The 21,130-nt window shown below is 69.4% G+C and carries 18 protein-coding genes; 9 read left to right on the top strand and 9 right to left on the bottom strand.

Annotated elements, in window-relative coordinates; genetic code table 11:
• Positions 1 to 33: 33 nt before the first annotated feature.
• A complete protein-coding gene (locus AC1Z3O_RS24190) occupies positions 34 to 936 on the bottom strand; it encodes a LysR family transcriptional regulator (protein WP_483518398.1) in 903 nt (300 codons plus the stop codon).
• Positions 937 to 1,064: 128 nt separating this feature from the next.
• On the opposite strand from AC1Z3O_RS24190, the gene AC1Z3O_RS24185 reads away from it, so the two are divergent.
• Positions 1,065 to 1,490 carry a VOC family protein gene (locus tag AC1Z3O_RS24185; protein WP_483518397.1) on the top strand — a complete coding sequence of 142 codons (426 nt, stop codon included), beginning with the start codon at positions 1,065 to 1,067 and terminating at the stop codon, positions 1,488 to 1,490.
• A 56-nt stretch (positions 1,491 to 1,546) separates the two neighbouring features.
• Positions 1,547 to 2,248 (top strand): fumarylacetoacetate hydrolase family protein, encoded by a 702-nt coding sequence (locus tag AC1Z3O_RS24180; protein ID WP_483518396.1) that lies wholly within the window; start codon positions 1,547 to 1,549, stop codon positions 2,246 to 2,248.
• Between the two features lie 51 nt (positions 2,249 to 2,299).
• On the opposite strand, the gene AC1Z3O_RS24175 is transcribed toward AC1Z3O_RS24180, so the two are convergent.
• From AC1Z3O_RS24175 to AC1Z3O_RS24160, 4 genes are read right to left on the bottom strand one after another with little or no spacing between them, the layout of a single operon-like run.
• The gene (locus tag AC1Z3O_RS24175) at positions 2,300 to 2,878 is read right to left on the bottom strand and encodes a cysteine hydrolase family protein (protein ID WP_483518395.1); all 579 of its coding nucleotides are present in this window, start codon (positions 2,876 to 2,878) and stop codon (positions 2,300 to 2,302) included.
• Between the two features lie 55 nt (positions 2,879 to 2,933).
• Positions 2,934 to 3,575, bottom strand: a complete 642-nt coding sequence (leuD, locus tag AC1Z3O_RS24170; RefSeq protein WP_483518394.1) for a 3-isopropylmalate dehydratase small subunit — start codon at positions 3,573 to 3,575, stop codon at positions 2,934 to 2,936.
• Between the two features lie 9 nt (positions 3,576 to 3,584).
• Complete coding sequence (locus AC1Z3O_RS24165) at positions 3,585 to 4,991, bottom strand: 3-isopropylmalate dehydratase large subunit (RefSeq protein WP_483518393.1); 1,407 nt, start codon at positions 4,989 to 4,991, stop codon at positions 3,585 to 3,587.
• Positions 4,992 to 5,036: 45 nt separating this feature from the next.
• Positions 5,037 to 5,930, bottom strand: coding sequence for an isocitrate lyase/PEP mutase family protein (locus tag AC1Z3O_RS24160; protein WP_483518392.1), 894 nt, complete (start codon positions 5,928 to 5,930; stop codon positions 5,037 to 5,039).
• A 121-nt stretch (positions 5,931 to 6,051) separates the two neighbouring features.
• Between AC1Z3O_RS24160 and AC1Z3O_RS24155 the strand changes: the two genes are divergently transcribed.
• Both AC1Z3O_RS24155 and AC1Z3O_RS24150 read left to right on the top strand, forming a co-directional pair.
• Positions 6,052 to 7,041: a Bug family tripartite tricarboxylate transporter substrate binding protein gene (locus tag AC1Z3O_RS24155; protein WP_483518391.1), complete on the top strand. Its 990-nt coding sequence runs from the start codon at positions 6,052 to 6,054 to the stop codon at positions 7,039 to 7,041.
• A gap of 13 nt (positions 7,042 to 7,054) precedes the next feature.
• Positions 7,055 to 7,810: a GntR family transcriptional regulator gene (locus AC1Z3O_RS24150; protein ID WP_483518390.1), complete on the top strand. Its 756-nt coding sequence runs from the start codon at positions 7,055 to 7,057 to the stop codon at positions 7,808 to 7,810.
• 128 nt (positions 7,811 to 7,938) lie between these two features.
• Here AC1Z3O_RS24150 and AC1Z3O_RS24145 read toward each other — a convergent pair whose 3' ends face one another.
• A complete protein-coding gene (locus tag AC1Z3O_RS24145; protein WP_483518389.1) occupies positions 7,939 to 8,664 on the bottom strand; it encodes a superoxide dismutase in 726 nt (241 codons plus the stop codon).
• Positions 8,665 to 9,039: 375 nt separating this feature from the next.
• Here AC1Z3O_RS24145 and AC1Z3O_RS24140 point away from each other — a divergent pair, with 375 nt between their 5' ends.
• From AC1Z3O_RS24140 to AC1Z3O_RS24130, 3 genes are all read left to right on the top strand, one after another.
• A complete protein-coding gene (locus AC1Z3O_RS24140; protein WP_483518388.1) occupies positions 9,040 to 9,423 on the top strand; it encodes a DUF2946 domain-containing protein in 384 nt (127 codons plus the stop codon).
• Between the two features lie 90 nt (positions 9,424 to 9,513).
• Entirely contained in the window at positions 9,514 to 11,916 is a 2,403-nt protein-coding gene (locus tag AC1Z3O_RS24135; protein WP_483518387.1) for a TonB-dependent receptor, read from the top strand.
• Between the two features lie 40 nt (positions 11,917 to 11,956).
• Positions 11,957 to 13,462, top strand: a complete 1,506-nt coding sequence (locus AC1Z3O_RS24130) for a PepSY-associated TM helix domain-containing protein (protein ID WP_483518386.1) — start codon at positions 11,957 to 11,959, stop codon at positions 13,460 to 13,462.
• 55 nt (positions 13,463 to 13,517) lie between these two features.
• Here the strand turns inward: AC1Z3O_RS24130 and AC1Z3O_RS24125 are convergent, their stop codons facing one another.
• Both AC1Z3O_RS24125 and AC1Z3O_RS24120 read right to left on the bottom strand, forming a co-directional pair.
• Entirely contained in the window at positions 13,518 to 15,020 is a 1,503-nt protein-coding gene (locus tag AC1Z3O_RS24125; protein ID WP_483518385.1) for a M81 family metallopeptidase, read from the bottom strand.
• A 19-nt stretch (positions 15,021 to 15,039) separates the two neighbouring features.
• On the bottom strand, positions 15,040 to 16,047 hold the full coding sequence (locus AC1Z3O_RS24120; protein WP_483518384.1) for a Bug family tripartite tricarboxylate transporter substrate binding protein: 1,008 nt from the start codon (positions 16,045 to 16,047) through the stop codon (positions 15,040 to 15,042).
• A gap of 147 nt (positions 16,048 to 16,194) precedes the next feature.
• On the opposite strand from AC1Z3O_RS24120, the gene AC1Z3O_RS24115 reads away from it, so the two are divergent.
• Both AC1Z3O_RS24115 and AC1Z3O_RS24110 read left to right on the top strand, forming a co-directional pair.
• A complete protein-coding gene (locus AC1Z3O_RS24115; protein ID WP_483518383.1) occupies positions 16,195 to 17,544 on the top strand; it encodes an aspartate aminotransferase family protein in 1,350 nt (449 codons plus the stop codon).
• A gap of 26 nt (positions 17,545 to 17,570) precedes the next feature.
• Positions 17,571 to 18,455: a MurR/RpiR family transcriptional regulator gene (locus AC1Z3O_RS24110; protein WP_483518382.1), complete on the top strand. Its 885-nt coding sequence runs from the start codon at positions 17,571 to 17,573 to the stop codon at positions 18,453 to 18,455.
• An 81-nt stretch (positions 18,456 to 18,536) separates the two neighbouring features.
• Here AC1Z3O_RS24110 and AC1Z3O_RS24105 read toward each other — a convergent pair whose 3' ends face one another.
• Entirely contained in the window at positions 18,537 to 21,035 is a 2,499-nt protein-coding gene (locus AC1Z3O_RS24105) for a penicillin-binding protein 1A (protein WP_483518381.1), read from the bottom strand.
• Positions 21,036 to 21,130: the final 95 nt, after the last annotated feature.

Genomic DNA, 21,130 nt, shown 5'->3' with positions numbered 1-21,130 from the left:
TTGCATCAAGGTGAGAGCCTCGCGCCATAGCATTCATGCGGCATGGCCATGTGCATGTGCATGCGCCTGCCAGGCGCGGGCGGCCTCGACCAGCGCATCGATCAGTGCCGCCGCCGGCGGCCGCCGCAGCGCCGTCTGTCGTACCAGCACACCGATGTCGCGGAAAAACGGCCCGCCGGGCAGCGCCACTTCCATCACGTTGGCCGCGCGCCCGAGCGGAATCAGGTCGGCCGGCACGATGGCACAGCCGAGTCCCTGGTCGACCATCTGCAGGATGACCGCCGGCTCGTCCAGCTCCATGCCTTCCTTGACCCAAAGACGGTGACGTTTCAGGTAACGGTCGACCAGTTGCCCGCCGGTGGAATGCCGGTTGTAACGGATGAACGGCTGCGTAGCCAGCAGGGTGCGCAGATCCGCCGGCGAGCCGAGCGGCGCAATGCCGACGAAGCGCTCGTGGATCAGCGGCACCCACTTGAGCTCGGCCGGCAAGCCCAGGCGTGGCTTGACCAGCACGGCGATGTCCAGTTCGCGGGCATCGACCTGTGTCAGCAGCTGAGTGGACATGCCTGGCACTACGTTGACGTGGGTATCGGGAAAGGCTTCACGAAAGCGCTGCATCGCCAGCGGCAGCAGCGAGGACTGCGCGGTCGACACCGCGCCCAGGTCGAGCGGGGCGATGTCGGGCTGCGCCCCCGCCCGGTCCTTCATCGCCTCGTACAGTGCAACGAAGCGCGCCGCATCCGGCAGCAGCCTGCGGCCTGCCTCGCTGAGCGCCACCGACTTGCCCGAACGCTCGAACAGAGCGCAGCCCAGGTCTTCTTCTAGGCGCCGCATCTGCGTGCTGACGGCCGATTGGGTCAGGGCGAGGCGGGCACCCGCGGCGGAAAAGGAGCCCGTCTCGGCGGCCACCAGGAAGGTTCGGAAGTAGCGGATCAAGAGTCGTCTTTAGTCGGCTTTAAATAAAACTAATTGATGCTCAGGCCAAAAATCATTCGTTTCATATTATTAGTTTTGCTGATTACAATCAACGCAGCCTGATTCCCCACTGCTGACATCGCCCCGCCATGACACGCGCCATCCCCCTCTTCCACCTGGCATTTCCCGTCAACGACCTGGCCGAGGCACGGCGCTTCTACGGCGGCCTGCTCGGCTGCCCCGAAGGCCGCAGCTCGGACGCCTGGGTCGATTTCGATTTCTACGGCCACCAGGTCGTCGCCCACCTGGCGCCCGAGGAGTGCGGCCACCGCTCGACCAGCGCGGTCGACGGGGACGACGTGCCGGTGCGCCACTTCGGCGCCATCCTGCCGATGGACGAATGGGAAGCGCTGGCCGACAAGCTGCGCGCGGCCGGCACGAAGTTCGTGATCGAGCCGCATGTGCGCTTCAAGGGCCAGGTCGGCGAGCAGGCCACCATGTTCTTCCTGGATCCCTCGGGCAATGCGCTCGAGTTCAAGGCCTTCGGCGACCTGAGCCAGGTCTTCGCCAAGTAGGCCTCCCTCTTAGGCCACCCCCTTAGCCCACCCTCTTTCCATCCACCACCACCGCCATGACCGAATTCGTGATCCAGCCTGCGGCGCAGGCAAGCATTGCCGTGGCCGGCAGCGAGGCCCGCTTCCCCATCCGCCGCGTGTTCTGCGTGGGCCGCAACTACGCCGCGCACGCGCGCGAGATGGGCAACGACCCCGACCGCGAGCCGCCCTTCTTCTTCACCAAGCCAGCCGACGCAGTGGTGCCGGCAGAAGGTGCGGTGCCCTATCCCCCGCTGACGGAGAACCTGCACCATGAGATTGAACTGGTCGTGGCGCTGGGCAAGGGCGGCGCCAACATCGAGCCCGGGCAGGCGCTTGACCTGGTCTGGGGCTATGCCGTCGGTGTCGACATGACCCGGCGCGACCTGCAGGACGTGGCCAAGAAGATGAGCCGGCCCTGGGACTGGTCCAAGGCATTCGACTCTTCCGGCCCGTGCGGGCCGCTGCATCCTGTCAGCGAGATCGGCCATCCGTCCAAGGGCCGCATCTGGTTGAACGTGAACGGCGAAGTGCGCCAGCAGGGTGACCTGGAAGAACTGATCTGGCCGGTCGCCGACGTGATCGCCTATATCTCGCAAAGCGTCACGCTGGCCCCGGGCGATGTGATCTTCACCGGCACGCCTGCCGGCGTCGGCGCGCTGCAGCCGGGCGATGCGGTCACGGGTGGCGTGGACGGCATCGGCGAGATCGCCTTCACCATCGGCCAGCGCAAGGGCTGAACGGGCGCTGGCGGGTACGGCGGCGTTTGCTGCCGCCGGCCCGTCGCCCCCTCAATCGAGCTGCGCGAGCGCATCCACGCGCAGCACCTTCGCGATGGCGCCAAGCAGCGCCATCGACGCCTCATGCTGCGCCGGGTCAGCCGCGGCGCAGGCATCCTCCAGCACGCACACCTGGTAGTCGCGGTCATGCGCGTCGCGCACGGTGGCCTGCACCGCCCAGGCGCTGCTGACGCCGCCGACCACCACGCGCTCGATGCCATGGGCGCGCAGCGCGGCTTCAAGGCCGGTGCCGTAGAAGGCGCTGACGCGCGGCTTGGTCAGCACCAGGTCCGCCAGGTCCTGCCGCAGTGCCGGATGGAAGGCCGTGCCGGGCGTGCCCGCTTCGATCGCGCCGAGTGCCTGCGCGCGGCCGAAGAACGGCGATTGCCTGGGCAGGTCGGCATAGCCCGGCGCGAAGCCTACCCGCACCAGCACGGCAAGCCAGCCGCGTTGCCGGGCGATGTCCAGGGCGCGGTTGGCCGCGCCGATCACGCCGCGTGCGGCGACCTGTCCAGCGGCATGGGCGATCCTGCCGTCCGGGTGCGTGATGTCGACGATGTAGTCGAGTCCGATAAATGCGGTCTTGGTCATGGCGATATGGGTTGGGCGGCCTGGTCCCGGCTGGATACGGGGTCGGCGTGCCGTGTCATTGCGGATGGCGCGAGGCGGCTGCCCAGATCCAGGGCCGCGCGGCGCGCGCAGCGGCCTGGTAGGCGGTGATCTGCGCCTGGCGCTTAAAGGTCAGCCCGATCGCGTCCAGGCCCTCTAGCAGCAGCGTGCGTTCGCTGACGGGCACCGTGAACGCCCAGTGCCGGCCGTCGGGATGCCGCACCGTGCAGGACTGCAGGTCCACGTCCAGCCACAGCGCGCCGCCTTCCGCCTCCTGCGCCAGCGCGCTGACCACACCATCCGGCAGCACGACCGGCAGCACGCCGTTGCGGTAGCAGTTGTTCTGAAAGATGGCGCCGAACGACGGCGCAATGACGCAGCGGAAGCCGAACTGCCGCACGGCCCAGACCGCTGCCTCGCGCGAGGAGCCGCTGCCGAAGTTCTCGCCCGCCAGCAGGATGGTGGCCGCGCGGAACGGTTGGCGGTTGAGGACGAAATCCGGACGCTCGACCCGCCGGCCGTCCGCGCCGGTCTCGTAGCGCCACGGCGACAGCAGCTTGTCGCCATAGCCATCGGCCCCGGGCGAGGTGATCTCGCGCGAGGGAATGATCAGGTCGGTATCGATATTGGCGTGCATAAGCGGCGCGGCCAGTCCGCGCAGCGTGACGAAGGGTTCCATGCTGGCTCCTCAGGACAGTAGCGGACGCGGGTCCGCGATGCAGCCGGCGATGGCGGAGGCCGCCACCGTGGCCGGGCTGGCCAGGTGGGAGCGCACGCCCGGTCCCTGCCGGCCCTCGAAATTGCGGTTGGTGCTGGTGATCACGCGCCGCCCCGGGCGGCCCGGCTGGTCGAAGTGGTCGCCGCCGGCGAAGAAGCACAGGGAGCAGCCGCTCTCGCGCCATTCGAAGCCGGCCTCGCGGAAGACGCGATCCAGGCCTTCCGCCTCCGCCTCGCGCTTGACGCTGGTGGAACCCGGCACCACGATGGCCTTGATGCCCGGCGCCACGCGGCGCCCACGCAAGACCTGGGCAGCCGCGCGCAGGTCTGGCAAGCGGCTGTTGGTGCAGGAGCCGATGAAGGCCGCGTCGATAGGAATGCCCCGCAGCGGCTCGCCCGGCCGCAGCGCCATGTAATCCAGCGCGCGGCGTGCGTCCTGGTCGGCCGGGGGCGGCACCGCGGCATCGATCGCCGCGGCCTGGCCTGGATTGGTACCCCAGCTCACCTGCGGCGCGAGCGCGCCGCAGTCCAGCTCGAGCTCGCGGTCCCAGCGCGCCCCTTCGTCCGAGCGCAGCGCCAGCCAGTCCACCACCGCCGCCTCCCAGAGTGCGCCCGCAGGCGCGAAGGGGCGGCCGGCCAGCCATTCGATGGTGCGCGCATCGGGCGCGACCAGCCCGGTCCAGGCGCCGAACTCGACCGCCATATTGCACAGCGTCAGCCTGCCCTCCACATCGAGCGCACGCACCGCCTCACCGTCGAACTCGATGGCGTGGCCGTCGCCGCCGCGCACGCCGAAGCGGGCGATCAGCGCCAGCACCAGGTCCTTGGCCGAGACGCCCGGTCCGGGGCGGCCGTGCAGCGCCACGCGCAGGGTGCGGGGCCGGCTGCGCACCAGGCATTGGGTGGCCACCGCGTGCTCCCCTTCGGTGCTGCCGATGCCCCAGGCCAGCGCGCCGATGCCGCCGACGGTACAGGTATGGCTGTCGCAGCAGACCAGCGTAGTGCCGGGCAGCGCGATGCCCAGCTCGGGCGACACCACGTGGGCGATGCCCTGGCGCGGATCGCCCAGGTCGAACAGCCGGATGTCGGCGCGCCGCGCCTCGGTGCGGAATCCTTCGATGAAGGCACGGCCGCCACGCACCAGTGTGTCGTCGCCCCGGCCCGGCTGTGTATCCACGATATGGTCCATGGTGCCGAACACCAGCTCCGGCTGCGCCACGGCCCGGCCGGCTTCACGCAGCGCGCCCAGCACGCGCGGGCCGGCGCGGTCGTGCAGGAAGATGCGGTCGATATGCAGCAGGGCCTGCTCATCCTCGAGCGTGGCCACCACGTGCTGGTCCCAGATCTTTTCAATGATGTTGCGGGGTCTCGCCTGCATGGGCGCCCTCCTTGTCGCGTCTACATTCACCTGCATCGGTCTGCCTCACTGCGCGGCAGCCGGTGCCATCAGCCCGGCCAGGTAGCGCTGCTCCAGCGCGAACACCTCGGCGAAGCCGACCAGTTCGAGCTGCTCGCGGAAATCCGCCAGGCGCGCGCCGGGCCCGCCGGCGTAGCCATTGGCGCGCAAGGCTGACATGGCGTCGCGCATGCCCTGGATGGCGGCCAGCATCAGCGTGCCGGGCAGGCTTACCCGTGCGATGCCCATGGCCTCCATCTCGGCGAAGGTGAAGCCGTCCGGCGACCTGCCGCCCTCCACCACATTGATCGCCACCGGGCCGCCAATGCCGGCCACGGCCTGGCGCGCCAGTTCCTTGGACGTCATGCCGTCGATGAAGACCATGGTCGCTCCCGCATCCAGGTAGGCATTGCCGCGCCGGATCACTTCCTCGATGCCGCCCACGGCCAGCGCGTCGGTGCGTGCATTGATGACGAAGTCCGGATCGGTGCGCGCCTCGGCGCAGGCGCGGATCTTCTGCACGGCCTCGTCGAGGGGAACAAGCGACTTGCCCTCCAGGTGGCCGCAGCGCTTGGGCATCACCTGGTCCTCGATATTGACGCCGGCGCAGCCGATGCGCTCGAAGGCGCGCACCGTGTACCACGCGTTGACGGCATTGCCGAAGCCGGTGTCCCCGTCAGCCATCACCGGCAGGTCGACCGCGTCGACGATGCGCCGGGTGGCGTCGACCATATCCGAGAATGCCAGGAAGCTGTAGTCGGGCAGGCCGAGCCGGCTCACCGAAATGCCGAAGCCGGAGCACTGCACGGCCGCGAAACCGGCCTCCTGGACGATGCGGGCGGAAAGGGCATCGAATGCTCCCGGCATCACGAGCAGCTCTGGAGCGTGGATGAGTTGGTACAACCGTGTGGTCTTGCGCATATCGCCTCCTGGTCGAATTGCGAACAGTATGCATACATCAATAGCAAAATACAACGGGATATTTGCGATATACGGCCACTATCCTGCTACCATGCATGCAATCAACAAAGGAGACGCCAACATGTTCCATCAGAAAACGGCCCTTGCGACCGCCCGCGCGCTGTTCTTCGGTGTGGCCGCCACGCTCTGCTCCAGCGCCCCTGCACAGGCCCAGGCATGGCCCTCGCGGCCCCTCACCCTGGTGGTGCCCTTCCCGCCGGGCGGCACCACGGACACCATCGCGCGCCTGCTCTCCAAGAGCCTGTCAAGCCAGCTCGGCCAGTCTGTGGTGGTGGAGAACAAGAGCGGCGCGAGCGGCACGCTTGGCGCCGCCCAGGTTCTGCGCGCGCCTGCGGACGGCTACACGCTGCTGCTGGGCACGCCCGCCGAGCAGATCAATGCCCCACTGATGCTGTCGCGCCCGCCCTATGATCCCGCCCGCGATTTCGCGCCGCTGGGCTGCGTCAGCCGCGGTCCGAACGTCCTGGTGGTCAACCCCGCGCTGCCGGCGCGCAGCGTGGCCGACCTCCTGCGCCTGGCACGCGCCCGCCCGGCCCAGATCAATTTCGGCAGCGCGGGCAACGGCAATACCTCCCACCTGTCGGGCGAACTGTTCGCGCAGACCGCGGGTGTCACGCTTACGCACATTCCCTACCGCGGCAATGCGCCGGCCATCGCCGATACGATCGGCGGACAGGTGCAGATGATGTTCTCGAACCCGGCCACGGTGCTGCCGCACATCCGCAGCGGCGCGCTACGCGCGCTGGCGGTGACCTCACGCACGCGGATCGCGGCGCTGCCGGACGTGCCCACCTTGCGCGAGGCCGGCGTACCGGTGGAGATCTATAGCTGGACCTGCCTGTTCACGCGCGCCGGCGTGGCGCCAGACATCGCAACACGGCTGCGCGGCGCACTGGCGAAGGCGCTCGACGACCCCCAGCTCGGCCAGGCCATCGCCGCCAGCGGCGCCGAGAAGTTCTCACCGGCGCCCGAGCAAGCGGCACGCTTCCTTGCGGACGAGCGGGCTTTGTGGGGTAATCTCATCCGCAGCCGCCACATCCACGCTGACTGATTCCCGCATAAACATGGCTTCACCCGACACCTCACGGACGCGCGCGCTTTCCGTCGCCGACGTCCTGCGCAACCGCATCTTCGATGGCGAGATTCCGCCCGGCTCCCACCTGATGGAAGTCACGCTCGCGCAGGAACTGGGCGTATCGCGCACCCCGGTGCGCGATGCGCTGGCACGGCTGGCGGACGAGGGCCTGCTGATCTACCAGCCCAACCGGGGCTTCCTGGTGCGCCGCTTCCAGCCCAAGGACGTGCGCGATGCCTTCACGGTGCGCGCCACGCTGGAAAGCCTGGGCTGCCGCCTGATCGGCGAGCGCGGCCTGCTGCATCCCGAGCAGGAACGGCTGGCCGCCCAGCTCGAAGCGCAGCGGCAGGTGCTGCACGAGCAGGAATGGAACGAGCAGCAGGCGCTGCTGTGGCAGGACATGAACCTGGATTTCCACTACACGCTGCTGGAACTGGCCGACAACGACTGGCTGACCGACGCGGTGCGCCGCGCGCGCCAGTTGCCCATCATCTTCGACAGCAAGTCGCGCCCGCATGACCACGCCGCGCTGGTGCTGCTCTACCAGCGCGACCACAGCCGCCAGGCACTCGGCGAGCATTACCGCATCGTCGATGCGCTGGTGCAGCGCGAAGTGGGCCGCGCCGAAGCGCTGATGCGCGAGCACATCCTGACCAACCGCGACGTGCTGATCCGCGCCCTGGGCGCCGGCCCCGAAAACAGGCTGACGCCCGCCCCCGGCGCCGACCACGCGGTTATCTACTGAGGAGGCGGGCGGCACGGGCAGCAGCGGCTGGACCAATCACCTGCTGGCCGCGCTCGCCGACACCGTGGCGAGCGCGGGCTCGCCATCCACGCGCAATCGATAGCCGACGACCTTGCCGCGGCCCCGTGTCAAACCCCGGCGTTCTGCGCCGCGAAACCCCAGTCGATCAGCTTGTCGAGCACGGCGCCGACGTAGTCCGCGCGACGGTTCTGGTAGTCGAGGTAGTAGGCATGCTCCCAGACGTCGATGGTCAGCAGCGGCTTCAAGCCTCTGGTGAACGGCACGTCGGCGTTCGATGTCTTGACCACGCGCAGCTTGGCACCGTCCTTTACCAGCCAGACCCAGCCGCTGCCGAACTGCCCGTTGGCGACGGTCGCCAACTCCTTCTTGCAGGCTTCGACCGAGCCGAACGCCGCATCGATATGCGGCTTCAGCGCCGCCGGCGGTTCGCCGCCGCCCTTGGGCCGCATGCTGCGCCAGTAGAAGGCGTGGTTCCACGCCTGTGCCGCGTTGTTGAAGATGCCGACGGCATCGGCCCGGTCCGCGGTGGCGGCGATGATCTTCTCGAGGGGCAGCCCCGCGAAGGCGGTGCCCGCGATCAGGCGGTTGAGGTTGTCGACATAGGCGCGGTGATGCTTGCCATAGTGGAAGCCCATGGTATTGGCCGAGATCACCGGGTCAAGCGCATCCAGCGCGTAGGGCAGCGGCGGCAGGACAAAGGCGGGAGCGCTCTGGGCAGCACGCGCCCAGACGGGAATGCCGCCCAGCGCGAACAGCAGTGTCGAGCTTGCCGCCACGCCGAGAAAGGCACGCCGGCCGGCCGCGACCTGACCGCTTGCTTGTTGGAATGCCATGGTGCCTCCTGGATGACGGGTGGGGGATAGGCTGCGGCAACGGCAAGGTCGCCAGCATCGAGGAGTCGGTGGGCGGTCCACGGCCGGGCCCGGGACAAGGGCAGCGGAGCAGGCTGGAAGCGGCGGCCAGGACTTGTGCGTCCGCCGCCCGCCAGTGCAGCGCGCCATGCGGCGCCAACTTCATGATAGTGAATCGTAAAGGCCGGACAGAAGGCCCGCGGACCGCCTGGCCCCGCTTGCCCAGGGGCAAGCATGCGTCACACCACGCACACGCCTCGCCCCTGCCATGTAATGCGTCAAAATGTCGCGCCCCTGCGCAGCCCGGTACGCCTTGCGCCTCAGGTAGACTGCGGCGCGGCAGCCCCGCACCCATCTATGACATCCCGCTACCGCAACCACCTCACCGCATGGCTTGGCCTGTTCGCCATGTGCCTGCTCGTGCTTGCGCCGCTGGTCAGCCAATGGGTGGCGTCTGCCCGCGCCGCCGAGCCCGCCGGCTACATCTGCTCGGCATCGGATCCGCAAGCGCAGCACGGCGATCACGGCGATAGCACCCACGGCACCCTTGCTGCCTGCGGCTACTGCGACCTGCTCGCCGGCCATACGGCGGCGCCGCCGCTGCCCGCCGTGATGCCGCTGGTCACGCTGCTGTTGCTGTTCGCCACGGTTTCCTGGCTTCCCGTGCGCTTCGTGCCGCTGGGCGCCTTCCCCTCCGGCCGCCCCAGGGGGCCACCCGTCCCGCCTCGCTTCCCGACCTGACCGCCCGCGGCACGCACCAGGCTGCCGCCGGCGATGGACATCGACCGCGGGGCCGCGCACCGGCGCGCCCCGACCCGAGGCAGACTTCTGATGCGAACCATGTTGGACAAGGGCGCGGCCGCCCTGCGCGAGGCCGTGCCGGCCGTCGCGCCTACCTTGCTTTCCCTCGCCCTGTTGGGCACCAGCGGCGGCTTCGCTCGCGCCGCCACGCCCGCGCCGTCCGCGCCCGCTGAGCCGGACGAGCAGAGCCTGCCCGCCGTCGCGGTGACGCAGACGCGCTCCTTCGCCGAGAAGAACCAGCTCCCGCAGACCACCGAGAGCATCACCGGCGCGCAGGCGGCGGCCACCATCAATGTGATGAGCACCGAAGACGCGCTCAAGTACCTGCCCGACGTGCTGGTGCGCAAGCGCTATATCGGCGACACCAATGCGCCGATGGCCACCCGCACCACGGGTATCAACGCCAGCGCGCGCAGCCTGATCTATGCCGACGATGTGCTGCTGTCGACGCTGATCAACAACAACAACGGCAACGGCTCGCCCCAGTGGTTCATGGTGGCCCCGCAGCAGGTCGACCGCATCGACGTGATGTACGGCCCCTTCTCCGCCGCCTACCCGGGCAACTCCTACGGGGCGGTGACGGCAATCACCACGCGCATGCCCAAGCAGTTCGAAGGCAGCCTGGAAGTCAATGCCGCCATGCAGCGCTTCAAGCTGTATGGCACCAATGACACAGAGCCGACGCAACAGTACGCGCTGACCCTCGGCGACCGCGTCGGCAAGTTTTCCTGGTGGTTCAACGCCGGCCATCTCAACAGCTTCAGCCAGCCCCTCACTTTCGCGACGGTCAACCAGTCGACCACGCCGGCCGGCGCCGGACTGCCGGTGATCAGCGGCGCCTTCGCCGACCGCAACCGTACCGGCGGCGCGATCCAGGTCATCGGCGCGGGCAACTTCGTGCACACGCTGCAGGACAATGCGGCGCTCAAGCTCGCCTATGACTTCACCCCCACGCTGAGCGCCACGTACTCGCTGGGCTACTGGCAGAACAGCGCCAAGGCCAGCGCGCAGACCTACCTCAGCACCGCGTCCGGCGCGCCCTTCTACGGCGCGGCCAGCGGCAACGTCAACATCGGCGGCTTTTCCTACAGCGCCAGCAGCATCGCCGGCCAGTTCTCCAGCAACAACGTGGAGCAGGAACACCTGATGCAGAGCCTGAAGGTGGAGACGCACACCCTGGGCGTGTTCGACTGGGAGGCCGCGCTGAGCAACGTCTACTACCTGCAGGACCAGACCCGCCTGTCCACCGGCCTCTACCCCGCCGCCATGAGCGGCGGTCCGGGCCGCATCACCGACATGGGCGGCACCGGCTGGACCACCGTTGACCTCAAGGGCACCTGGCGACCGCAAGGCCTGGCCGGCGCCCACATCGTCAGCTTCGGCGCCCACTACGACCAGTTCAAGCTGTCCAGCCCCACCTTCAACACCGCGGACTGGGTATCGGGCGGCCAGGGCACGCTGTTCAGCAGCTCGCAGGGCAAGACGCAGACGGCGGCGCTATGGCTGCAGGACGTCTGGCGCTTCGCGTCCAGCCTGCAGGCGACGCTGGGCGGCCGCTACGAGAGCTGGCGCGCCTTCGATGGCTTCAACTTCAACACCGGCAGCAACGGCGCCGGCGTGTCGATCAACCAGCCCGGCCTCGACAAGTCCGGCTTCTCGCCCAAGGCCTCACTCACCTGGGATGCCAGCGAGCGCTGGTCGGTGACCGGCTCCTTCGGCAAGGCGCTGCGCTTTCCCACCGTGGGCGAGCTGTACCAGAGCGTGCAGACCGGCACCACCTTCATGCAGGCCAACCCGTTCCTGGAGCCGGAGAGCGTGCTGTCGGGCGAGCTGGCGGTGGAACGGCATACCGATGAAGGCAAGCTTCGCCTGTCCGTGTTCAACGAGTACGTGAAGAACGCGCTGATCTCGCAGACCTCGACCATCCCCGGCTTCGCCACGCCTGTCTCCTTCACGCAGAACGTGGGCAAGACGCGGCAGATCGGCGTTGAACTGGCGGGGCAGCAGGACAATGTGCTGATCCGCGGCCTGACCCTGTCGGGCAACGTCACCTACGTCGATTCGACCATCCTGTCCGACGACGGCTATGTCCCCACCGCGCCGGGCGCCAGCGCGGTCGGCAAGCACGTGCCCTACGTGCCCACCTGGCGCGGCACGCTGGCGGCCACCTACCGTCCGGACAACCGCTGGGCCTTCACGCTGGCCGGGCGCTACAGCAGCCGCGTCTACGCCACGGTCGACAACACCGACATCAACCCCGCCACCTACCAGGGCTTCCAGAGCTTCTTCGTGATGGACGCCCGCGTGAGCTGCCAGATCGACAAACACTGGGGTGCGTCGCTCGGCGTCGACAACCTCAATAACCGGAAGTACTTCCTTTACCACCCCTTCCCGCAGCGGACCTTCTACCTGGGTCTCAAATACACCATCTGAACGCGACGCGCGGGCTTCGGCCCCGCCGCGACCTTCCACCATGGCACGAGACCTCTCCCCGTCCTCCACGAGCTCGCCCGCAGCCGCGTCCTACCGCATGCTGTGGCGCTGGCATTTCTACGCCGGCCTGTTCGTGATGCCCTTCCTGCTCGTGCTGGCCGTGACCGGCACGCTCTACTGCTTCCAGCCCCAGATCGAGCCGCTGCTCTACCCCGGCCTGCTGCGCGTGCAAGCCGGCGGTACCCGCCTGCCGGCACAGGCGCTGCTCGAGCGCGCGCGCGCCGCCGCGCCCGCCGGCGCCACGGCCACCACCTACACCGTCAACACCGCGCCGGGCGCCAGTGCCGAGTTTGTCTTCCGCCTGCCTTCCGGCCAGAGCGAAAGCGTCTACCTGAACCCCTATTCCGGCGCCTACCTCGGCAGTCTCAGCGTGGAAGGCCGGCTGATGAAGCAGGTGCGCCTGCTGCATCGCGCCCTGGCGCTGGGCAAGACGGGCGAGCGTCTGATGGAACTGGCCGCCTGCTGGACGCTGGTGATGATCGCCACCGGCCTGGCCATGTGGTGGCCGCGCTGGCGCGAACGCGGCGCGGCGGCGCTTCGCCTCGGCAAGGGCGCCGGTGCGCGTGGCCGCTGGAAGGAAGTCCACCTGTTCATCGGCGCCTGGCTGGCGGCAGGCGCCGTGGCCTTCGTCCTGTCGGGACTGCCGTGGACGGCCTCATGGGGCCGGCAGTTCAAGGCACTGGCCACGGCAGCGGATCTGGGCGCGCCGCGCGCGAAGGGAGCGCCGCAGTCGGTACTGCCGGGCGGAGCCGAAAGCACTGGCGGGCATGCCGCACACGAGGGACACGCCACGCCTGCCGGGCACGAAGACCATGCAGGTCATGAAGGTCATGAAGACCGTAGCGCGCCGGCCGCCGAGATGGATGCCCTGCCGCTGGCCTCCGTCCCCTGGGCGGTCGGCATGACGCACGTGCCCGAGGGCAGCGCACCGCAGGCGCCCGTCTCCAGGCTCGGCCTCGACCGCGTGGTGGCCATCGTGGCCGAGCGCGGCCTGACCACCGGCTACCAGCTCGTGCTGCCGAACTCGCCCACCGGCGTCTTCACCGCCTCCTTCTTCCCGGCAGATCCCACCGGCGAACGCACGCTGCATATCGACCAGTACAGCGGCAAGGTGCTGCGTGACATCGGCTACCGCGACTACGGTCCGGTGGCCAAGGCCATTTCCTACGGCACCTCGCTGCACATGGGCCGCTATTTCGGCCTGCTCAACCAGATTGCCTGCGCGGCCATCTCTCTGGGCCTGATGGGCCTGGCGGTGACCGGCCTGGTCATGTGGCTCAAGCGCAGGCCCACGCGCACGCTGGGCGCCCCGGCGCTGCCGCGCGCGGCACCGCCCATGCGCGCCTGGATGATCGGCCTGGGCCTGCTGGGCGCGGTGTTTCCGATGATGGGCGCCACCCTGCTGGTGGTCTGGACGCTGGACCGCTGGGTCATCGCGCGCGCCGCCGTGCGGGGTCAGGCGGCAAGCGCCTCGCGCGCGGGCTGACGGCGCGGCAGGGTGCGGTGGCCATGCCGCCGCGCCTCAGGGTGCGTCAGGCGCATCAAGGCGCCAACGCCGCCTGTATCCGCCGGAACGGCAGCAGGCGCAGATCGAGACAGGCAGGCCCCGGCGCGTCGACATCGATGATGGCGGCGCAGCGCGGCAGGAATGCCGCGCGGAAATGGTTCTTGGCCTTCACGCAAAGCAGGCGCAATCGTGCCAGGTCGATGCCGTGCAGGTCGAAGAAGGCCGGATCGTTGGCGGGCGCCACCGCCTCGGTGATGATGACCCGGATGCGCGGCTGGTCCAGCAGCGACAGCAGGGCCGTGCGGCCGCAACGCGTGCGCACGCCGGTCTCCATCGGCCCGGTGTTGTCGAACACGCCGTCGGTCAGGCGTTCCACGCGCGCCTGCACCGCCACGGGCTCGCCGAATGCGCGCGACAGGCGACCGCCCAGCCGCAGCGAACACTGTCCGCCGATGCCCGCCGCGCAGGCGAGGGCCACGGCATCCGGGTCCGCAAAGCTGGCGAACAGCGCGGGCAGGCCAGGCCGCGCGTGCAGCAAGGCGGCGAACAGGCCCGGCGTATCGCAGGCCCCGCCTGACAGCGGGTTGTCGCCGGGGTCGGTGACGGCCACCAGGCCGGGCCGGACTTCGGCAAGGGCCAGCGCCTGCGCCAGCCCTTGCTCGGGAGTCGGCAGGCTGACGGTGAACGCGGACGCGTGCGTACGCACCGCCGCCAGCAAGGCTGCCGATGCGCGCTGCGCCGCCGCGCCGTCGGGATCCGCGGCCGCATCGCCCACGACCAGCACCGAAGCGCCGGTATCCGCCGTGTCGGCATAGGGAAAGCCGCCGAACACGGCGGCCTCGATAATTTCGGCGCCGGCCTGGGCCGTGGCCAGGTCCTGCAGGCTGCGCATGGGGCCGGCGTCGGTCCGCATATTGAAGCTCGGCAGCAGCAAACCCGGTTTTTCCACGCTGACGCGAGTGCGGCGCCCACCCTCGGCGATATCCACCAGGCCCTGCAGCACGCGCTCGGCCGTCTCGCGCATGTCCACATGCGGATAGGTCTTGTAGCCGCTGGCGTAGTCGAGCAGCGGACCCAGGCGCGGGCTGAGATTGGCGTGCAGATCGAAGCTGGCGCCAAGCGGCACGCAGGGCAATGCCTCGCGCACGGCCTGCACCAGATCCAGGTCGGGCGTCTCGCGCCGGTCGGTGATGGCCGCGCCGTGCAGGGAGAGGTAGACGGCATCCCACGGCCCTTGCGCGCGCAGCGCCGCAATCACCTCCTCGGTGAACTCGCGATGCACCGCATCGTCGATGGGGCCGCCGGGCAAGGCGGACGCACAGCGCAGCGTCACCACCTGCCAGTCCTGACGAGCCTGCACGAACGCCGCCACCGCACCAAGCTCGGTGGCGGTGCCGCGCGCAGCGTCCAGCGCGGCTGCGCCCGCCGCCCACTCGCGGCGGACGAAGTCATCTCGGGTACAGGGCATGGGGCAGAAGGCATTGCCCTCGTACCAGAACCGGGCCACGGCCAGGCGGCGCCTGATATTGCCTTGCATGGTCGCCTCTCCTTGCGCTTTACTCGGGACGAATGCCGGCGCCTTCGATCAGTTGCCGGACCTTGTCACGCTCGGCCTGCAGGTGGCGCGCCAGCGCCTCCGGCGGGCCACCCATCGGCTGCGCCGCCAGTTCCTCCAGCCGCTGGCGCACGCGCGGATTGCGCAGGACCCGCTCGACGGCACCATTGAGGATAGCTACCACCGGCTGCGGTGTGCCGGCCGGCGCCATCAGCACAAACCACGAAGTCAGCTCGAAGCCAGGCAAGGTGGCAGCAATGGGCGCCACGCTCGGCACCGCCGGGACGGCATCCTTGCTGGTCACGCCCAGCGCCACCAACTGCCCCGACTTGATCAGCGGCAGCGCGGTCGGCAGGTTGTCGACCGACAGTTCGATCTGGCCGCCCAGCAGGTCGCTGTTGGCCTGGCTGGTCCCCTTGTAGGGAACATGGTCGATCTCGACCCGGCCCATGCGCTTGACTAGCTCCAGCGCGAGGTGACCGGAGCTGCCGACACCCGGCGTTCCCCAGTGCAGTGCGCCGGGACGGGCCCGTGCCGCGCGCATCAGATCGGCCATGGTCTTCAGGCCGGTGCCGGGGTTGGTCAGCACCACATTGGGCACCTGGGCCAGATAGGCCACCGGCGCGAAGTCCTTCTGCGCGTCGTAGCCGATGTTCTTGTAGACGAAGGCATTGATCACCTGGGTGCCGGGCGTGCCCAGCAGCAGGGTGTATCCGTCCGGCGTGGCGCGCGCCACCTCGGCCGCGCCCAGGCTTCCGCCCGCGCCGGCCTTGTTGACCACCACCACGCTCTGCCCCAGTTCCTGGCGCAGCCCCTCCGCGACCAGGCGGCCGAGCAGGTCGGTGGTGCCGCCGGCGGCGAACGGCACCACCAGGCGCAGCGGCTTGTCGGGCCAGGCCGCCGGCGCGGCGGCGTGCGCCGGCGACACTAGCGGAACCATCGATGCCAGCAGCGCCGACTGCATCGTCAGCAACAGCGCGCGGCGGCGCAAGCGATTCAAGAACGTCATGGCAAGGGTCTCCTGCAATCCAGCACCTACGTTGGCGGGTGATGCATCATTTGATCTATTTATACTCAAAATATATCATGTGATCTTTCCATCGGTCCAGCCGCTGCCCGGATCCGCCTGCATTGCGGCACAACACGGTACCAAGCCATGACGCACATCATCCATCGCAATCCCCGCTCGACCCTGCCGCTGGCCGCCAGCGGCGACGGCGCCCATATCGTCGACGGCGACGGCAAGCGTTACTTCGATGCATCGGGCGGTGCGGCCGTGTCCTGCCTGGGCCACGCCCATCCGGAAGTCCGCGCCGCCGTGCGCGAGCAGATGGATCGCCTGGAATACGCCCACACCAGCTTCTTCACCACCGAGGCCGCGGAATCGCTGGCGGCGCTGCTGGCCGAGCTCAGCCCGCCCGGCCTGGGCAATGTCTACTTCGTCTCGGGCGGCTCCGAGGCGGTCGAGACGGCATTGAAGCTCGCGCGCCAGTACCACGTGGAGCGCGGGCAGCCGCAGCGCTACCGCTATATCGCCAGGCGGCAGAGCTACCACGGCAACACGCTGGCCGCGCTGTCGATCGGCGGCAATATGGCGCGGCGCGCGCTCTACCAGCCCACGCTGATCGAGAGCCACCATGTGTCACCCTGCTTTCCCTTCCGCTACCGCGAGGCCGGCGAAACCGATGAGCAATACGGCGACCGCCTGGCCGCGGAGCTGGAGGCCAAGCTGCAGGAACTGGGCCCCGACACGGTGGCGGCCTTCGTGGCCGAGACGGTGGTGGGCGCCACCGCGGGCACGGTGGCGGCCGTGCCGGGCTACTTCGGCAAGATCCGGCAGGTATGCGATCGCCACGGCGTGCTGCTGATCCTGGACGAGGTGATGTGCGGCCTGGGACGGACGGGCAGCTATCACGCCTTCGAGCAGGAAGATGTGCAGCCCGACATCCTGACCCTGGCCAAGGGCCTGGGCGGCGGCTACCAGCCGATCGGCGCGGTGCTGGCGCACGACCGCGTGATCGATGCCATCCACGCCGGCTCGGGCGCCTTCCAGCACGGCTTCACCTACGTCGGCCACGCAGTGGCCTGCGCCGCCGCGCTCGCGGTGCAGCGCATCGTGCAGCGCGATGGCCTGGTGGCGCGCGCCGCCGCGCTGGGCGCCACGCTGGGAACGCTGCTGGCGCAGCGCTTTGCCGACCATCCGCACGTGGCCGACGTGCGCGGGCGCGGTCTGTTCTGGAGCGTGGAGCTGGCCCAGGACCGCGCCAGCGGCGTGCCCTTCGCGCCGGCGGCGCGGCTGCATGCGCGCGTCAAGGCCGAGGCCCAGCAGCTCGGCCTGCTGTGCTACCCCGGCGGTGGCACCATCGACGGCGAGCGCGGCGACCACGTGCTGCTGGCCCCGCCCTACCTGAGCAGCGCGGACGAACTGGCATCCGCGGCCGACATGCTGGCGCGCGCCGTCGACCGGGCCGTGGCGAGCCTCGGCGGCGGGCGCGATCGGCCATAATACGGCGCCACAGCCACGGAGCCCGGATGGATAAGGCCGACATCGACAAGCGCATCGAACAGCAGTTCGCGGATCTCCCGCCCAAGTTGCAGCAGGCCGCGCGCCATGCCATCGATCATCCGAAGGACATCGCGCTGCAGTCGATGCGCGCGGTGGCCGCCAGCGCCGGCCTGCAGTCCGGCGTCATGCTGCGGCTGGCGCGCCAGCTCGGCTTCGACAGCTATGAGGCCTTCCGTGAACCGTACCGGCTGTGGCTGGCCGAAGGCGAACCGACCTTCTCCAGCCGCGCCACTGCCTTGCGCAGCCAGCCGCAGGACGACAGCGACGCCGGCCTGCTGGCGCAAATGCTCGACTCCGACATGCGCAACCTGGCGCAGACGCTGGGTCCGCCGGCGCTCGCGGGCTTGAAGGCGGCACACGACACGCTGGCCGGCGCGCGCCGCATCTACGTGCTCGGGCTGCGCAGCCTGTACCCCGTGGCCTACTACTTCAGCTACGCCTGCGGCATGTTCATGGACAATGTCACGCTGCTGTCCGGCGTGGGCGGCACGCTGGCCGACGAACTGCGGCGCATCGGGCCGGAAGACGCACTGGTGGCATTCAGCTTCGCGCCCTACGCGCAGACCGCCGTGACAGCGGTCGACTTCGCCCGCGAACGCGGCGCACAGATGGTGGCCATCACCGACAGCGCCGTGTCGCCGATCGCCGCCGGTTCCGGCGCGCTGATCCTGGCCGCCAACACCACGCCTTCGCTGTTCCCCTCCGTGGTGCCGGCATTGTCGGTGGCGCAGACCCTGGCCGCCATGCTGGTCAAGCACAGCGGCGACGAGAGCGTGCGCGACATCGCCAACAGCGAGGCGCAGCTCAAGCGCTTCCACGTCTACGTCTCAGGCAAGCCGCGCGGCGGCTGAACGGCACGCCGCCCGCTGCCGGTTCCCTCATCGGTACCTCGGGGACCTCCTGGCCATGCGCAAGCCGCCGGGAGGCCGCGCTCAGAGTGGCGCTGCCTCGGTGGAAGCCGGAGCCGCGGGGGTGCCGGGCTGGGTTGCCGTCCCCGCGGCAGTCCCCGTTGCAGCCGACGGTGCGGGGGACGGTGGCTGCGCGCCTGCGCCATTCGCCGAGGGCTGTCCCGCCGCAGTGCCGGCGGCCGAGACCGCAGCCGGCGTGTCTGGAGCGGGCTCAGCGGGCACGGCTTCGGATGCGGAGCGCGCGACGGGCAAGGCGGCGGATGCCGCAGATGCAGCAAGCGCTGCGCTCGCCTCACTAGCCACATCGGCGCCCGCCTCGGCCGGCGCGGGCCGGGCCGGACGCGCCGCGCGCGGTGCCGGCGGCGCAGGCGGCGGCGCCGGCGCAAACCGCTGCCGGAGCCAGTCGCGCGCCTTGGCCCACCAGGACGCGAACAGGCCGGGCTCCTGCTCCTCGGGGAAGCGCACGCGCGCATCGATCAGCCGCGTGCGCAGCGAGCGCTGGAAGACATCGCCGACGATGGGCAGTGCGCTGTGCGCGCCCTGCCCCCAGTAGTCGCTGCGCAGCGTCACACGGCTGTCGTTGAAGCCGACCCAGGCGCCGGCCACGAGCTCAGGGTGCATCAGGATGAACCAGCCGTCGGCATTGTCCTGCGTGGTGCCGGTCTTGCCGGCCACATCGGCGCGGATGCCGAAGCGGCTGCGGATGCTGGCGCCCGTGCCGCGGTCGACGACGCCGCGCATCACGTCCAGCAGGGTCTGCGCGACATCGAAGGACAGCGCACGTTCGGGCTTGGCCGGCTTGAACTCGGCCAGCACCTCGCCCTTGTCGTCCTCGATGCGGGTCACCATCATCGGTGCGATGTACTCGCCGCCATCGGCGATGGTGGCATAGGCCGACACCATCTCTTTCAGGCTGACCGGGCTGGTGCCCAGCGCCAGCGAAGGCACGGCCTCCAGCGGACTCTGGCGCACGCCCATCTCCCGCGCCAGCTTGGCTACCTTCTCCGGCCCCACGGTCTGCATCAGTTGCGCGGTGATGCGGTTGCGCGAATAGGCCAGCGCATCGCGCAGCGTGATGGCCTGGCCACTGGGCGGCGCGTCATCGCTCGGGCTCCAGACCTCGCCGCCTGGCATCGGAATGGAGACGGCCTGGTCGATGAAGGTGTCGTCCGGCCGCGCGCCCTGCGCGAAGGCCGCACCGTAGACGAAGGGCTTGAAGGTGGAGCCCGGCTGGCGCCGCGCCTGCTGGACATGATCGAAAGCATCCAGCGTGAAATCGCGGCTGCCCACCCAGGCCCGGATGGCGCCATCGCGCGGATCGATCGCCATGAAGCCGGCCTGCACCATCGTCTTCTGCTGGCGCAGCGCCTGCATGAACTCGCGGTCGGACAGCAGGCGCTTCATCGCCGCGTCCGCCGCTTCACCCGCATCGCGCGCGGCCCGGAACTGTGGCGTCTCGCGTACGAAGGCGCGCACCAGCTCCTGGTCGGCGCGCCAGCCGGTACGCGCGCCCCAGGCCGAATCGGCGATACCCTGCAATTGCCGGGTCTGCCGCGCCACCGCCTGGTTGGCGAAGGCCTGCAGGCGCGAGTCGATGGTGGTGCGCACCACCAGCCCGTCGGTGTAGATGTTGTAGTCGTTGCGATCGGCCCAGCCGATCAGCCACTTGCGCAGCTGCTGCGCGAAATGCGGCGCGGGCCCGGGCTCCTCTTCCTGGCGCTCGAAGTCGACGCGCAGCGGCTGCTTCTTCAGCTGCTCGTACTTCGCCGGCGCCAGCACGTCGCGCTTGACCATCTGCGCCAGCACCGTATTGCGCCGCTGCAGCGAGCGCTCCGGGTTGATCACCGGGTTGTAGTAGCTGTTGCCCTTGAGCATGCCGATCAGCGTGGCGCTTTCCAGCACGTCGAGCTTGTCCGCCGACTTGCCGAAGTAGGTGCGCGCCGCCATTTCGATACCGAAGGCGTTGTACAGGAAGGGCACCGTATTGAGATAGGTCTCGAGAATCTCGTCCTTGCTGTACAGGGCCTCGATCTTCAGCGCGGTGATCGCTTCCTTGAGCTTGCGCGTCAGCGTCGGCGCGCGCCCGATCTCGTCCGGATAGAGATTGCGCGCCAGCTGCTGGGTGATGGTCGAGCCACCCTGACGGTCGCCCGAGAAGGTACGCAGCGCGGCCGAGCCCATGCGCCGCCAATCCAGGCCGTGGTGCTGGTAGAAGCGATGGTCCTCGGTCGCCACCAAGGCCTTGACCACCTGGGGCGAGATATCGGCCAGCGGCACCCACTCCCGGTTGGCCCACTTGAATACGGCCAGCTCCTTGCCGTCGGCGGACAGGATCTGCGCGGGCCGGTCCAGCCTGGCCTTGCGGATGTCGCTGATGCCCGGCGTGAACGGGATCAGGATCAGCACGTAGAGCACGAAGAGCACCGGCATGGCGCCGATGGCCAGGGCCAGCTCACGGCGGGTGGGACGCCGCAGGCGCTGCAGTCTTGTGGCGAGGAAGGTCTTGATCTGTGCCGGATTCATTGCGCTGGCGCCGCGAAAACTGGATGCCAAGCAGCATCGCCAGCGGCGCCGGATAGCGGAAAACCCTGAATGCTACCAAAACAGGCCAAGGCGGC

Source organism: Cupriavidus sp. 09_S30, from assembly GCF_056930435.1.
Note: the sequence above shows the minus strand (reverse complement) of the source record. Positions and strands in the feature narration are given on the sequence as shown.